The organism is Cellulomonas sp. (assembly GCF_035634735.1).
Classification (GTDB): domain Bacteria; phylum Actinomycetota; class Actinomycetes; order Actinomycetales; family Cellulomonadaceae; genus Cellulomonas.
In genome coordinates this window covers 1-13,191 of sequence record NZ_DASQCJ010000178.1, presented here as the reverse complement: position 1 = coordinate 13,191, position 13,191 = coordinate 1, and the positions used below count along the sequence as shown (strand labels likewise).

The following is a 13,191-nucleotide window of genomic DNA, read 5'->3' as shown; positions in this document are numbered from 1 at the left end:
GTGGCGGCGGGCGCGCTGCTCGCGGCAGGCGCCGCGGCCCGCGGCTGGGCGTCCCGGCACCGGCCGGCGCGGGCCTGAGGGCGGGCGGGCACGGCGGCGGCAACCGTCCGACCGTGCCCGCCGCGCCGACCCGCTCCGCCGCGGAACCGTGGCTCCGCACTGCGCACCGGCCTCGCGCTGGTGCGCCGCTCGCGGTGCTCCTCGTCGTGCCGGGCGCCGCGCGCGCCGACCCTCGTCCCGTCCGGCGCGCGGATGATCAGCGGCGCGCCGGCCGCGGCTTCGGTCACCGGCCCGCGGCGCCGGGAGGACCTCCGCACGGGGTGGGGCGTCGTCGAGGGCCGGCTCGCGCCGGGCGTCGAGCCGGAGCCGGAGCCGGAGTCGGGATGGCGGGATTCGAACCCACGACCTTCCGCTCCCAAAGCGGACGCGCTACCAACCTGCGCCACATCCCGTCGGGCCGGAGTCTAGTGGCGCGGCGCACACCCTCGGTGCGGCCCGTGGTGCGACCGGTGCACCCGGCGCGGCCCGGCCGCCGCGCGTGGCGCGGGGGTGCCCCGGCGAGCCGGTACCCTGGTCCGGCGGCCCGTCCCGGCGGGCCTACGCGGATGTAGCTCAATGGTAGAGCCTCAGTCTTCCAAACTGATGACGCGGGTTCGATTCCCGTCATCCGCTCCGCACGGCCCTCGCGGGGACCCTCGGCAGTCAGCCCCGGGCTTCGCGCGCGGCCGCAGCCGCGTCATCCGCGGCGAACTGCGCCTCGAGCCGGGCGTCGCTCGCGCGGATCGACGCGAGCGTCTCCGCATCCAGCCTCCGCCGACGGCGCCTGCGCAGCTCCACCGGGATCTCCCGGCCGGTGCTGCGGTCCACCAGGACCAGGTCCGGGCCGAGGTCGTCGAGCCGCAGCGGGCTCGTGTCGTCACGCGTCATCGTCGCCGCCGTCCGTCGTCACCGTCAGCAGGTCGTTCGCCGCCCACACTAGGGCCCGCTCCGCAGGTCCGGGAGCCTGACTTTCGAGGGTGCGCAGGAGGCGGGCGGCCCTGTCCGGCTCGACCGCGTCCAGCCGGGTCAGGGTCCACTGGTACATGCCCCACCAGCGCTCCGCCCGACTGTCCGCGAGCGCCTGGGCACGCAGCCGGTCCGCCGCACGCCGCGCCTCCGTGTGGTGCTGGGCGGCCAGCTCCCGGTCCATCCGGATCCGTCGCGCGGAGACGACCAGGCTGATTGCCGCGGCGACGAGCGCGGCGAACCCCGCGACCGCCGGGGAGGTGAGGAAGTCCGCCCACCAGGCCTCGCTCCACAGGCCGCCGACGGAGCTGGTCGCGACCACCTCGCCCCCTCCGGCTCGGGAGGCCCGCCGTCGGGCCCGTCCCTGCCGACCCTAGGGGCGCGACGAGGCCGTCCGGCCGTCGTCCACAGCCCGGATCCGCCGACGGCTCACCGCCCGTCGAGCCACGCCAGCATCCCCCGCGCCGCCGCGACCCCGGTGCTGAACGACGCCTGCAGCAGGTACCCCCCGGTCGGCGCCTCCCAGTCGAGCATCTCCCCCGCCACGAACGTCCCCGGCAGCGCCCGGAGCATCAGCCGCTCGTCGACCTCCGACCACCGGATGCCGCCGGCGCTGGAGATCGCCCGGTCGATCGGCATCGTCGCGGGCACCTCGACCGGCACCGCCTTGATCAGCGCGGCCGCCGCCGCGGGGTCGTCCGGCACGGCGTTGCCGGTCGCCTCGCGCAGCAGCCCGATCGCCACCGGGTCGAGCCCCACGGACCGCTGCAGCCACGTCGACCGCGAGTCCTTGGGCCGGCGCCGGGCGAGGCGCTCCGCCAGCCGCTCGACCGGGGTGTCCGGCCGCAGGTCGACCTCCAGCACGCAGCCCCCGGCGTCCAGCGCCGCGCGCACCGCGGCCCCGACCGCGTACAGCGGCCCGCCCTCGAGCCCGGTCCGGGTCACCATCGCGTCGCCCCGCACCGGCGGCCGGTCCTGGCCGCGGACGGTGAGCGCGACGTGCTTGAGCGGCACGCCCTGGAACCGGTGCGCGAACGCCGGCGTCCAGCCCGCCCGCACGCCCACGTTCGCGGCGCGCAGCGGCGCCGCCGCCACGCCGCGCGCCTCGAACGCCGGCACCCACGACCCGTCGGACCCCAGCCGGGGCCAGGACGCGCCGCCGAGCGCGAACAGCACGACGTCGTGGCGCGCGGTCCGGCGCTCGCCGTCCACGGAGCCGCCGACGCCGACGAGCCGGAGCCCGGCGCCGTCCTCGGCCCAGCCGTCCCAGCGCTGCCGCCGCTCGACCCGCACGCCCAGCGCGTCCAGCCGCGCGAGCCACGCCCGCACCAGCGGCGTCGCCCGGAACGAGCGCGGGAACACCCGGCCGCTCGTCCCGACGAACGTCTCCTCGCCGAGCCCGGCGCACCAGGAGCGCAGGTCGTCGGCGGTGAAGGCGTCGATCATCGGCGCCAGCCGGCCGGACGCGTCCCCGTACCGCGGCAGCATCCGGTCGCGGCCCTCGGAGTGCGTGATGTTGAGGCCGCCGTGCCCGGCCAGCAGGAACTTCCGCGTCGGGGACGGCATCCGGTCGTAGACGGTCACCGCCACGCCGGCCCCGGCCAGCACCTCCGCGGCGATCAGCCCCGCCGGGCCGCCGCCGACCACTCCCGCCGTTCGCACCGGCCGACCGTAGCCCACCGGGCCGCCCCGCCCGGCCGCGCGCCCGGGCCGCCACGCCCGGCGCCGCGCCCCCGCACCTGCCTACGCTGCACGGCATGGCCACCGTCCTCCTCGTCCGCCACGGCCGCACCACCGCCAACGCCACCGGCGTGCTCGCCGGCCGCACCCCCGGGGTGCTGCTGGACGCCGTCGGGCACGAGCAGGCGGCCCGCACGGCGGAGCGGCTGGCCGCGGTGCCGCTGGTCGCCGTCGTCACCAGCCCCCTGGAGCGGTGCCGCGAGACGGCCGACGCCGTCCTGGCCCGGCAGCTGCCGGCCCCCGCCCGTCGGGTCGAGGACCGGCTCACCGAGTGCGACTACGGCGCGTGGCAGGGCCGGCCGCTGCGCGAGCTCGCCGAGGAGCCGCTGTGGCGGACCGTCCAGGGCCAGCCGTCCGCGGCGGTCTTCCCCGGCGGCGAGTCGCTGGCCGCGATGCAGGCGCGCGCCGTCGCCGCGGTGCGGGAGCAGGACGCCGCGGTCGAGGCGGAGCACGGCCCGGGCGCGGTGTGGGCGGCGGTCACGCACGGCGACCTGGTGAAGGCGGTGCTCGCCGACGCCCTGGGGATGCACCTCGACCTCTTCCAGCGGCTGCACGCCGGCCCCGCGTCGGTGTCGGTGGTGCGGTACGGCCCCGCGCGGCCCGAGGTGGTCGCGGCGAACACCGACGCCGGCGACCTGTCCTGGCTCCGCGCCGCCGCGCCGGCCGGGGACGCGGCGGTGGGCGGCGGCGCCGGTGCCGCCGAGGCAGCACGCGACGGTGTCGGTCCCCGCTCCTAGCATGGGGTCATGGCCACCCTCCTCCACCTGCACGACTGGCCCGACCGCGCGGTCATCGGCACCGTCGGCCGGCCCGGGGCCCGCACCTTCTACCTCCAGGCACGCACCGGCCGCCGGCTGACCTCGGTCGCCATGGAGAAGGAGTGGGCGTCGACGCTCGCCGAGAAGATCGACGAGATCCTCGACGAGCTGATGACCACCGACGGCAACCCGTACAGCGTGCCCGCGGAGCCGTTCGTCGAGCTCGTGGACGCGGACCCGGTCGAGCAGCCGGTCGAGGAGGACTTCCGCCTGGGCCAGATGCGGCTGCACTTCGACCGGGCCACCGGGCAGATCGTCGTCGAGGCGTTCCCGCTCGTCCTGGTCGAGTCCGAGGAGGAGGCCGAGCGCCTCGCCGCGGAGGACCCGGAGCCCGAGGAGGCGATGGTGCTGCGCCTGCCGGTCGGCTCCGCGCGGGCGTTCGCCGAGCGCGCGCGCCGGGTCGTCGCGCAGGGCCGGCCCGCGTGCCCGCGCTGCGGCGAGCCGATGGACCCCGACGGCCACGTCTGCGGCGGGTCCGACCCGCGCTGACCGGCCACCCCGCGGCGCGGCCACTCGGTGCGGGTGATGCCCGCGCCGAGGGCTCTCCCTAGCGTCGGTCCCGGCTGCAGGCCCACCGGGGCCCCGGCAGCCCGGAGCGAGAGGGGAACCGGGATGAGCGAGCGTCGCAGCGGCCTGGCGGTGGGCATGACCGTCTTCGCCGGCACGATCATGATCATGATCGGCGTCATGCACGTCTTCCAGGGCATCGTCGCCCTGGTCAACGACACCTTCTACGTCGCCGGCGAGGAGTGGGTCCTCCAGCTCGACGTCACCTCGTGGGGCTGGGTGCACCTGATCCTCGGGGCGGTCGTCGCGCTCGCCGGGTTCTTCGTGTTCAGCGGCGCTGTCTGGGCGCGGACGATCGGCGTGATCATGGCCGCCGTCAGCGGGCTGGCGTCCTTCGCGTGGCTGCCGTACTACCCGGTGTGGGCGCTGGTCGTGATCGCGCTGGACGTGTTCGTGATCTGGGCGCTGACCGCGCACGGCCGGGAGATCGCCGAGCAGGTGTGAGACCGGCCCCGGCCCGGGTCCGCCGCGCGCGGGCCCGGGTCCGCCGCGCGCGGGCCCGGGCCGGGGCGCGCTCCTACGATGGGCCGCATGCCAGCCGACCCGCCGCCCGACCTCGACGGCGGCCCGCTCGAGGTGGTCGGCCGGATCACGGCGGCGTCCAACGCGACGTTCCTCGCCGAGATCGCCGGCACGCGCGTCGTCTACAAGCCGGTCGCGGGCGAGAAGCCGCTGTGGGACTTCCCCGACGGCACGCTCGCGAACCGCGAGGTCGCCGCGTACCTGGTGTCGGAGGCGACCGGCTGGGGCGTGGTCCCGCGCACCTGGCTGCGCGACGGCCCGCTCGGCCCGGGCATGGTGCAGCTCTGGCAGGAGCCCGACCGCGACCAGGACCCCGTCGACGTCGTGCCGTCCGCGGACGTGCCCGCCGGCGCGCGCACCGTGCTCGAGGGCGGCGACGAGCAGGGCGACCCGGTCACGCTGGTGCACGAGGACTCCCCCGCGCTGCGCCGGATGGCCGTGCTCGACGTGCTGCTCAACAACGCCGACCGCAAGGGCGGGCACGTGCTGCCGATGCCCGACGGGCGGCGGCTCGGCGTCGACCACGGGGTGACGTTCCACGTCGAGCCCCGGCTCCGCACGGTGCTGTGGGGCTGGCTCGGCGACGACCTGGCGCCCGACGAGGTCGCGGGCGTCGAGCGGGTGCGGGTCGGCCTGGACGCCGACCTCGGCCGGCTGCTCGCGGCGCTGCTGGCGCCGGACGAGGTGACCGCGCTCGCCGCGCGGTGCGACCGGCTGCTCCGCGAGCCCCGGTTCCCCGGCCCCGAGGGCGAGATGCCCGCGGTGCCCTGGCCGCTGTTCTGACCGGGGCGCGGGGCGGTCCCGGGGATCAGGCCGCGGCGCCGCGCGCCAGCGTCACGTCCAGCCAGCCCACGACCTCGTCCAGGTACCGCGTCCGCGCGGGCAGCGGGGACAGCGCGAGGTCGTGCGCCCCGCCGGTGATCTCCTCGAACGTCACGTCGCGCCCGAGCCGCGGCGCCAGCCGCCGCATGTCCGCCGGGTCGAGCACCGAGTCGGTGGTGAGCAGCCCGTCGTGCCAGCGGTCGTCCGGCCCCGACGCGTCCGAGGCGAGCACCAGCACCGGCACGTCGATGTCCAGCCCGCGCGCGACCTCCGCCTGCCCGCGCCGGATCGCGCGGACGAACCCCGCGCGCACCGGGAACCCGGCGTACGGCTTCCAGGCCAGGTCGTACGCCCACTCTCCCCCGCCGTCGGCGTGCAGCGCGCGGCCGTAGTGCTCGCCGAGGCGCGACACGACCAGGCGCGGGGCGACCCGGCCGAGGACGTGGTCGATCGCCGGCGCGAGGACCTTCCGCTCGACGACCGAGCCGCGGACGTCCAGCCACGGCGAGTTGAGCACCACCGCGTCGACCAGGCCGCGCCCACGGCGGTGCTGCGCCCACAGCGCGGCGATCAGGCCGCCGGTGGAGTGGCCGAGCAGCACCACGCGGTCGTGCCGCTCCCGGACCAGGCGGACCGCGGCGTCGACCTCCTCGGCGTAGGTCGCCAGCGACCGGGTGTCGTTCGGCTCCCGCCCCGCGCGGATCGACCGGCCGTAGTCCCGCAGGTCGAGCGCGTACAGGTCGTACCCGCGGTCGGCGAGCGCGTCGGCGACGTGCGTCTGGAAGAAGTAGTCGACGAACCCGTGCACGTAGAGCACGGCGGGCCGGTCGCGGGCGCCACCCGCGTCACCCCGGTGCACCAGCGTGGCGACGGCGTCGCCCTGGGCGTCCGGGCGCAGGTGCAGGGTGCGCCGCACCCATCCGCCGCCGAGCACGTCCTCCACCGCGTCGTCCACCCGCATGCCGGCGATCCTGCCACCCGGGATCGCCGCGCACCGGGGGCGCGCCGGGGCGTCGTCGCTGCTCCCGCTGGCGGGGCGCCCGGCCGTGGCGCACGGTGGAGGGGTGACAGCAGGCCGCCGACCGGGCCCGCTCCGGGGTCCGCGGACCACCCGTCCGGGTGCCCCGGGCATCTTTGTGGGGCCACGCGCGTTGGCGCTACTGTCGGCCGTGTCGGGTGCCGACCACCACCGGAGAGGGGACCGCGCATGCGCCTCGCGCCGAGCACCGCGCTCCCCTCGCTGCGCCCCGCCCCCGCGCGCACGCACGCCGCGCCCGCGACGACGCGCTGTCGCTGTCGCTGTCTCTAGAGCGCTGGCCGCACCGCCGCTCGCCGGCGGCGACCCTCGACCCGGGCACCGCGCCGGGCCAGCGCTCGCCCTCGACCCCCGGCCGGGCGCGCGCCCGCGCCGTGCACCCCGCACCCCGACACCCCCAAGGACGGACTGACATGGCACGCATCTACGACGACGCGACGAAGCTCATCGGCCACACCCCGCTGGTGCGGATCAACAAGCTGACCGAGGGCGTCGACGCGACGGTCGTCGGCAAGCTCGAGTTCTACAACCCCGCCAGCTCGGTGAAGGACCGCATCGGCGTCGCGATCGTCGACGCGGCGGAGCGCTCCGGCGAGCTGAAGCCGGGCGGCACCATCGTCGAGGCCACCTCCGGCAACACCGGCATCGCGCTCGCGTTCGTCGGCGCGGCCCGCGGCTACGACGTCGTGCTGACCATGCCGGAGTCGATGTCGAAGGAGCGCCGCGCGCTGCTCCGCGCGTACGGTGCCGAGCTCATCCTCACCCCCGCGCCCGAGGGCATGAAGGGCGCCGTCAACCGCGCGAACGAGGTCGTCGCCGAGCGCCCGGGCGCGATTCTCGCCCGCCAGTTCGCCAACGAGGCCAACCCGCAGATCCACCGCACCACGACCGCCGAGGAGATCTGGGCGGACACCGACGGCGGCGTCGACATCCTGGTCGCCGGCATCGGCACCGGCGGGACGATCACCGGCGTCGGCCAGGTGCTCAAGGAGCGCAAGCCCGGCGTGCAGATCGTGGGCGTCGAGCCGGCCGAGTCGCCGATCCTCAACGGCGGCGCGCCCGGCCCGCACAAGATCCAGGGCATCGGGGCGAACTTCGTGCCCGAGATCCTCGACACCGAGGTCTACGACGAGATCATCGACGTGGACGCCGACACCGCCGTCGCCGTCGCGCGCCGGGCCGCGAAGGAGGAGGGCCTGCTCGTGGGCATCTCCTCGGGCGCCGCCCTGCACGCCGCGATCGAGCTCGGCAAGCGCCCCGAGAACGCCGGGAAGCTGATCGTCGTGATCATCCCGTCCTTCGGCGAGCGCTACCTGTCCTCCGTCCTGTACGCCGACCTCCTGGACTGATCGCCATGACCTCGACCACGCGACCGCCGCTCACGGGCGGCACCTCGCGGCCCGGCGGCCGCGGCGTGCCGACCCCGGCGCGCGCGTCCTCCGATCCCCGCGCGGCGACCCGGACCACCGGCGCCGGCGAGCACTGGCGCAGCCTGCGCCGGTTCGCCCGCACGCTGCGCGAGGACCTGGAGGCCGCGCAGCGCCGGGACCCGGCCGCGCGGTCGCGGGTCGAGGTCGCCCTGGCGTACCCCGGGCTGCACGCGGTGTGGGTGCACCGGGTGGCGCACCGGATGTGGCGGGAGCCGGCGCTCCGGCTGCCGGCCCGGCTGCTGTCCCAGGTGTCGCGGGCCGTCACCGGGGTGGAGATCCACCCCGGTGCGACCATCGGCCGGCGGCTGTTCATCGACCACGGCATGGGCGTGGTCGTCGGCGAGACCGCCGTGGTGGGCGACGACGTGGTGCTCTTCCACGGCGCGACCCTGGGCGGCAAGACCATGAAGCGCGGCAAGCGGCACCCGACGGTCGGCGACCACGTCGTGATCGGCGCGGGCGCGAAGGTGCTCGGGCCGGTGTGGATCGGGGACGGCGCCCAGGTCGGCGCGAACGCGGTGGTCCTCAAGGACGTGCCCGCGGGCGCGGTCGCGGTGGGCGTGCCGGCGAAGGTCCGGCAGAAGCCGAGCTCGGCCCCGCCGGAGCCGGAGGTCGACGACCCCGCCATCTACATCTGACGAGGCCGCCGACCGGCGGTCAGGCGACCGGGGAGCCGCCGTCCCACGCGCGCTGCGTGATCTCCGGGCGGCTGGTCCACGCCTCGCCGAGCATCGGCGACGAGATCAGCATGTCCGCGGTCGCGACGTTCGCGGCCATCGGGACGTTCCACACCGCGGCGATCCGCAGCAGCGCCTTGACGTCCGGGTCGTGCGGCTGCGGCTCCAGCGGGTCCCAGAAGAAGATCAGCATGTCGATCTGCCCCTCGGCGATCTTGGCGCCGATCTGCTGGTCGCCGCCGACCGGGCCGGAGAGCAGCCGCGTCACGGGCAGGCCGAGCTCGAACTCGAGCATCGTGCCCGTGGTGCCGGTCGCGTACAGGTGGTGCCGCGACAGGGTGCCGCGGTTGAACTCCGCCCAGCGGAGCAGCTCGACCTTCTTGTTGTCGTGCGCGACGAGGGCGATGTGGTGGGCGGCGCCGGGCATGGGCGGGGTCCTTCCGTGGAACGGTGCATCGGTGGGCGGGCAGCGACGACGGCGGAGCGCCCGGGGCACACCCTAGGGCCCGCGGTTGTCGGCCCGGTGCGGGCGCCCTGTGCGCGGACGTTGTTCTAGTTGTCATGGAACAACTAGCGTGATCGCGTGCTGCTCCGCATCGACCCCACGTCCGCCGAGCCCCTGTTCGCGCAGCTCGCCGCGCAGGTGCGTGGCGCGGTGCTGCGCGGCGAGGTCCGGCCCGGCACCCGGCTGCCCGCCGCACGGGAGCTCGCCGCATCGCTCGACGTGAACCTGCACACCGTGCTGCGCGCGTACCAGGACCTCCGCGACGAGGGGCTGATCGAGCTGCGGCGCGGCCGGGGCGCCGTCGTCGCCGAGCGCGGGGCGGCCGACCTCGCGCCGGTGCACGACGCGGTCGCCGCCCTGGTCGCGGCGGCGCGCGGGCTGGGGCTGGCGCACGGCACGACCCTCGGCCTCGTCAAGGACGCCCTGACCTCGGAGGAGACGCGATGACGCCCGACCCGACGACGACCACCACCACCGCCGGCGGCCCCGCGCGACCGCCCGTGCCGCACCGGCTGGCCAGCACTCTGCTCGGGCTGCTGCCCGCCCTGGCGCTGCTGGGCGGCGCGACGCTGCTCGTCGCCTCCTGGTGGGACGAGCTGCCGGACCCGATCGCCACGCACTGGGGCCCGGGCGGGGCGGACGGCTTCGGCGACGCGGCGACGAACCTGACGCTCCTCGTGCTCGTGTTCGCCGCGATCGCCGTCGGGATGTGGCTGGTCGCCGTGCTCGGCGGCCGGGACGCCCTGCACCGGCGGATCGCGGTGGGGACGGCCGCGGGCTCCGGCGCGTTCGGCGCGGTGCTCGTGGCCGGGGTGGCCGACGCGCAGCGCGGGCTCGCCGACGCGGCGCAGGCGGGCGACATCGACGGCGCGGTGCTGCTCGCGACCGGCGCGGGCCTGGCGCTCGGCGCGGTCGCGGCGTGGGCGGTGCCGGGCGACGCGCGGCAGCCGGCGGCCGACTCCCCCGTGGGCGGCGCGCGGCTGCCGCTGGGGTCGCACGAGCGCGCCGCGTGGTCCGGGCGCGCGACCGGGCCGGCGGTGCTGGCGACCGGCGTCGGCGGCGCGCTGCTGACGGGCGGGCTCGCGATCGGGCTGGGGATGCCCGGACTGCTGCTGGTGACGCTCGCGATGTCGCTGCTGGTCGCGACCTCGGGGCTGCTGACGGCCACCGTCGACGCCCGCGGCCTCGTGGTCCGGTCGGCGCTCGGCTGGCCGCGGTTCGGCGTCCCGCTCGACGAGGTCGTGGCCGCCCGGGAGGTCGAGGTCCGACCGCTCCCCGACTTCGGCGGCTGGGGCTACCGGGTCGGGCGCGGCGGGCGGTCCGGGTTCGTCGTGCGGCGCGGCCCCGCGATCGAGGTCGAGCGCACCGGCGGGCGGGTGCTCGTCGTGACGGTGGACGACGCGGCGACCGGCGCGGCGCTGCTGGCGACGCTGGCGGAGCGCGCGCGGCCGGGCGCGCGCCTCTGACCGACCCCTCAGATCCGGCTTCCGTCCACCTAGGGGCTGCGGCGCACGCCACCTACCCGCCGGCTGAGTGCCGCGGGCCGCACCTAGCGTCGACGGCGTGACCCAGCCGCCCGCACCCGCGCCCGCGCCCCCGCGCGCCCGGCCGCGCGCCGCGGGTCGCGCCCGGCGGACGCCCGCGCCGGTGTCGGCCGTCGGCGTCCTCGGGGAGCTGCTGATCACGCTCGGCGTGCTGCTCGCGCTGTTCCTGGTCTGGCAGCTGTGGTGGACGACCGTCACCGCGCAGCGGGACGCGGACGCGGTGCTCGCCGAGGTCCGAGCGGCACTCCCGCCCGCGGCCGCCACGACCGCGGAGCTGCGCACCGACGACCCGCCGGTCCCCGAGCCGGTCGCGCACGGCGAGGTCGTCGGCGTGCTCACCGTCCCCCGCTGGGACGGGCTCACCCGGAACGCGATGCCGGTGGTCGAGGGCACGACCCCGGACCTGCTCGACCGCGCGATGGCCGGCCGGTACACCGAGACCCAGCGCGTCGGCGAGGTGGGCAACGTCGCGCTCGCGGGGCACCGGCGCACCTGGGGCGACTCGTTCCGGCACGTCGACCGGCTCGTCCCCGGGGACCCCGTCGTGATCGAGACCGCCAGCACCTGGTACGTCTACGAGGTCACGTCGCACGAGGTCGTCGACCCGGCGGAGTCGTCCGTGCTCGCCCCCGTGCCGCGGCAGCCCGGGGTCGCGCCCACCGAGCGCCTGCTCACGCTGACCACCTGCCACTCGCGCACCCTCGGCGAGTACGGCAACGACCAGCGGTGGATCACCTACGCCACGTTCGTCGGCTGGCTCGACCGGGCCGAGGGCACGCCCGAGCCGGTCCTCGCGATGGGGGCCGCCTGATGTACGCGTGGCTGCTGCGCCGCCTGCCGGGGCCGCTGCCGGTGCGCCTGCTGCTGGCGCTCGTGCTGCTGGGCGCGGCGGTCGTCGGGCTGTTCGGCTGGGGCTTCCCCGCGGTCGCACCGCACCTGACCTGGCTGACCGGCGACCCGGCGCTCGGCTGACGCGCGCCCGACCTCCTCGCGCCGGGCGGTCGCGCACGGCAGCATGGGCCGCGACCGCGCTCACCGGCGAGCGCGCGACGACGAGGAGGCGGCATGCGGCTCGGCTACCACACCGGCTACTGGTCGGCGGGTCCCCCGCCCGGGGCCGCGGAGGCGGTGCTCGCGGCGGACCGGCTCGGGCTCGACTCCGTGTGGACGGCCGAGGCGTACGGCTCCGACGCCTTCACCCCGCTCGCCTGGTGGGGCGCCCGGACCGAGCGGGTCCGGCTGGGCACCGCCGTCGCGCAGGTCGCCGCCCGCACCCCGACCGCCACCGCGATGGCCGCGCTCACCCTGGACCACCTGTCCGGCGGCCGGTTCACGCTCGGGCTCGGGGTGTCCGGGCCGCAGGTGGTCGAGGGCTGGTACGGCCAGCCGTACCCGCGACCGCTCGCGCGCACCCGGGAGTTCGTCGCGATCGTCCGGGACGTGCTGCGTCGCGAGGGCCCGGTGCGCGCCGCGGGCCCGTTCTACCGGCTGCCGCTGCCCGAGGACGAGGGCTCCGGGCTCGGCAAGGCGCTGCGCTCGACGGTGCACCCGCTGCGCGCCGACCTGCCGATCCACCTGGCGGCCGAGGGGCCGAAGAACATCGCCCTCGCCGCGGAGATCGCCGACGGCTGGCTGCCGCTGTTCTACGCGCCGCGGCTCGACGACGAGTTCCGCGGCCTGCTCGCCGAGGGCTTCGACCGCCGGCTCGCCGGGACGCGGCCCGTCGAGGACTTCGAGGTGACCGCGACCGTGCCCGTCGTGCTGGGCGCCGACGTCGAGTCCGCGGCGGACGCCGTGCGGCCGTTCGTCGCGCTGTACGCCGGCGGCATGGGCGCGAAGAGGGCGAACTTCCACGCGAACGCGCTCGCGCGGCTCGGCTACGCGGAGGCGTGCGCGGAGATCCAGGCGCACTACCTGGCGGGCGACCGGGCCCGCGCGGCGGCGGCCGTGCCGACCGAGCTGGTGCGGGACGTGGCGCTGGTCGGCACGCCGGACGACGTGCGGGCGCAGGCGGCGGCGTGGCGGGGCACCGCGGTGACGACGCTGCTGGTCCAGGCCGCCCCCGCGCACCTGGAGCAGATCGCGGGGCTGCTGGGCTGACCGCGGGGGCGTCGGCACGGCCGGCCCGGCGGCACGGGCCGGCTCCCCCGCGGTGAGGTCGTCACAACCGGGTGAGGTCGTCACGCGTGAGTGACGACCTCGCCGCGATGTGACGACCTCACGGCCCGCCCGAGGGCGCGGACGCCGCAACGCGGCCGACACACCGCGGCGCTACCGTGCGGCGCGTGAACCGGCCCGATGACGCCCCCGCCGACGCGGCCGCCCCGACCGCCACCGACCCGGCGCCTCCTGACCCCGCGCTCCGGGACCGCGGCACGCACCTGGCCGCCGGCGTCGTCACCGCGCTCGTCGGCTTCACCAGCGCGTTCGCCGTCGTGCTCGGCGGGCTGCGCGCGGTCGGCGCCACCCCCGCCCAGGCGGCGTCCGGGCTGCTCGCGGTCACGCTCGCGATGGGCGCCGCGACG

The 13,191-nt window shown here is 77.2% G+C and carries 16 protein-coding genes, 2 tRNA genes and 1 pseudogene; 13 read left to right on the top strand and 6 right to left on the bottom strand.

Going from position 1 to position 13,191, the window contains the following annotated elements:
* Window positions 1-378: 378 nt before the first annotated feature.
* Window positions 379-452: transfer RNA gene (locus tag VER05_RS14790), tRNA-Pro, on the bottom strand.
* A 149-nt stretch (window positions 453-601) separates the two neighbouring features.
* Here VER05_RS14790 and VER05_RS14785 point away from each other — a divergent pair.
* Window positions 602-672, top strand: a tRNA-Gly gene (locus VER05_RS14785).
* 30 nt (window positions 673-702) lie between these two features.
* Here the strand turns inward: VER05_RS14785 and VER05_RS14780 are convergent.
* The 3 genes from VER05_RS14780 to VER05_RS14770 all read right to left on the bottom strand — a co-directional run bounded on the left by VER05_RS14780 (window position 703) and on the right by VER05_RS14770 (window position 2,667).
* Complete coding sequence (locus VER05_RS14780; RefSeq protein ID WP_324846100.1) at window positions 703-927, bottom strand: hypothetical protein; 225 nt, start codon at window positions 925-927, stop codon at window positions 703-705.
* The gene (locus VER05_RS14775) at window positions 917-1,327 is read right to left on the bottom strand and encodes a hypothetical protein (protein WP_324846099.1); all 411 of its coding nucleotides are present in this window, start codon (window positions 1,325-1,327) and stop codon (window positions 917-919) included. The genes VER05_RS14780 and VER05_RS14775 overlap by 11 nt, the downstream gene beginning before the upstream one ends.
* A gap of 107 nt (window positions 1,328-1,434) precedes the next feature.
* Window positions 1,435-2,667 carry a TIGR03862 family flavoprotein gene (locus VER05_RS14770; RefSeq protein WP_324846098.1) on the bottom strand — a complete coding sequence of 411 codons (1,233 nt, stop codon included), beginning with the start codon at window positions 2,665-2,667 and terminating at the stop codon, window positions 1,435-1,437.
* A 95-nt stretch (window positions 2,668-2,762) separates the two neighbouring features.
* Here VER05_RS14770 and VER05_RS14765 point away from each other — a divergent pair, with 95 nt between their 5' ends.
* The 4 genes from VER05_RS14765 to VER05_RS14750 all read left to right on the top strand — a co-directional run bounded on the left by VER05_RS14765 (window position 2,763) and on the right by VER05_RS14750 (window position 5,435).
* Entirely contained in the window at window positions 2,763-3,482 is a 720-nt protein-coding gene (locus VER05_RS14765; protein WP_324846097.1) for an MSMEG_4193 family putative phosphomutase, read from the top strand.
* A gap of 9 nt (window positions 3,483-3,491) precedes the next feature.
* Window positions 3,492-4,052 carry a DUF3090 domain-containing protein gene (locus VER05_RS14760; RefSeq protein WP_324846096.1) on the top strand — a complete coding sequence of 187 codons (561 nt, stop codon included), beginning with the start codon at window positions 3,492-3,494 and terminating at the stop codon, window positions 4,050-4,052.
* 123 nt (window positions 4,053-4,175) lie between these two features.
* Window positions 4,176-4,574, top strand: a complete 399-nt coding sequence (locus VER05_RS14755; RefSeq protein ID WP_324846095.1) for a DUF7144 family membrane protein — start codon at window positions 4,176-4,178, stop codon at window positions 4,572-4,574.
* 87 nt (window positions 4,575-4,661) lie between these two features.
* Window positions 4,662-5,435 (top strand): SCO1664 family protein, encoded by a 774-nt coding sequence (locus tag VER05_RS14750; protein ID WP_324846094.1) that lies wholly within the window; start codon window positions 4,662-4,664, stop codon window positions 5,433-5,435.
* A 25-nt stretch (window positions 5,436-5,460) separates the two neighbouring features.
* Here the strand turns inward: VER05_RS14750 and VER05_RS14745 are convergent, their stop codons facing one another.
* Window positions 5,461-6,435: an alpha/beta hydrolase gene (locus VER05_RS14745; protein ID WP_324846093.1), complete on the bottom strand. Its 975-nt coding sequence runs from the start codon at window positions 6,433-6,435 to the stop codon at window positions 5,461-5,463.
* A 488-nt stretch (window positions 6,436-6,923) separates the two neighbouring features.
* Here VER05_RS14745 and cysK point away from each other — a divergent pair, with 488 nt between their 5' ends.
* Both cysK and epsC read left to right on the top strand, forming a co-directional pair.
* Entirely contained in the window at window positions 6,924-7,859 is a 936-nt protein-coding gene (cysK, locus tag VER05_RS14740) for a cysteine synthase A (protein ID WP_324846092.1), read from the top strand.
* A 5-nt stretch (window positions 7,860-7,864) separates the two neighbouring features.
* Entirely contained in the window at window positions 7,865-8,578 is a 714-nt protein-coding gene (gene epsC / locus VER05_RS14735) for a serine O-acetyltransferase EpsC (RefSeq protein ID WP_324846091.1), read from the top strand.
* Window positions 8,579-8,597: 19 nt separating this feature from the next.
* Here the strand turns inward: epsC and VER05_RS14730 are convergent, their stop codons facing one another.
* Window positions 8,598-9,044, bottom strand: coding sequence for a methylglyoxal synthase (locus VER05_RS14730; protein ID WP_324846090.1), 447 nt, complete (start codon window positions 9,042-9,044; stop codon window positions 8,598-8,600).
* Between the two features lie 156 nt (window positions 9,045-9,200).
* Here VER05_RS14730 and VER05_RS14725 point away from each other — a divergent pair, with 156 nt between their 5' ends.
* From VER05_RS14725 to VER05_RS14700, 6 genes and pseudogenes are all read left to right on the top strand, one after another.
* A complete protein-coding gene (locus VER05_RS14725) occupies window positions 9,201-9,569 on the top strand; it encodes a GntR family transcriptional regulator (RefSeq protein ID WP_324846089.1) in 369 nt (122 codons plus the stop codon).
* Window positions 9,566-10,588: a DUF1648 domain-containing protein gene (locus tag VER05_RS14720; protein WP_324846088.1), complete on the top strand. Its 1,023-nt coding sequence runs from the start codon at window positions 9,566-9,568 to the stop codon at window positions 10,586-10,588. Before VER05_RS14725 ends, VER05_RS14720 begins: the two co-directional genes overlap by 4 nt.
* Before the next feature lie 97 nt (window positions 10,589-10,685).
* Window positions 10,686-11,477 carry a class E sortase gene (locus tag VER05_RS14715; RefSeq protein ID WP_324846087.1) on the top strand — a complete coding sequence of 264 codons (792 nt, stop codon included), beginning with the start codon at window positions 10,686-10,688 and terminating at the stop codon, window positions 11,475-11,477.
* Window positions 11,477-11,638 (top strand): hypothetical protein, encoded by a 162-nt coding sequence (locus VER05_RS14710; protein ID WP_324846086.1) that lies wholly within the window; start codon window positions 11,477-11,479, stop codon window positions 11,636-11,638. Before VER05_RS14715 ends, VER05_RS14710 begins: the two co-directional genes overlap by 1 nt.
* A 93-nt stretch (window positions 11,639-11,731) precedes the next feature.
* Complete coding sequence (locus VER05_RS14705; RefSeq protein ID WP_324846085.1) at window positions 11,732-12,766, top strand: LLM class F420-dependent oxidoreductase; 1,035 nt, start codon at window positions 11,732-11,734, stop codon at window positions 12,764-12,766.
* Window positions 12,767-12,951: 185 nt separating this feature from the next.
* Window positions 12,952-13,191: pseudogene (locus tag VER05_RS14700) on the top strand (hypothetical protein); the annotation flags it as partial.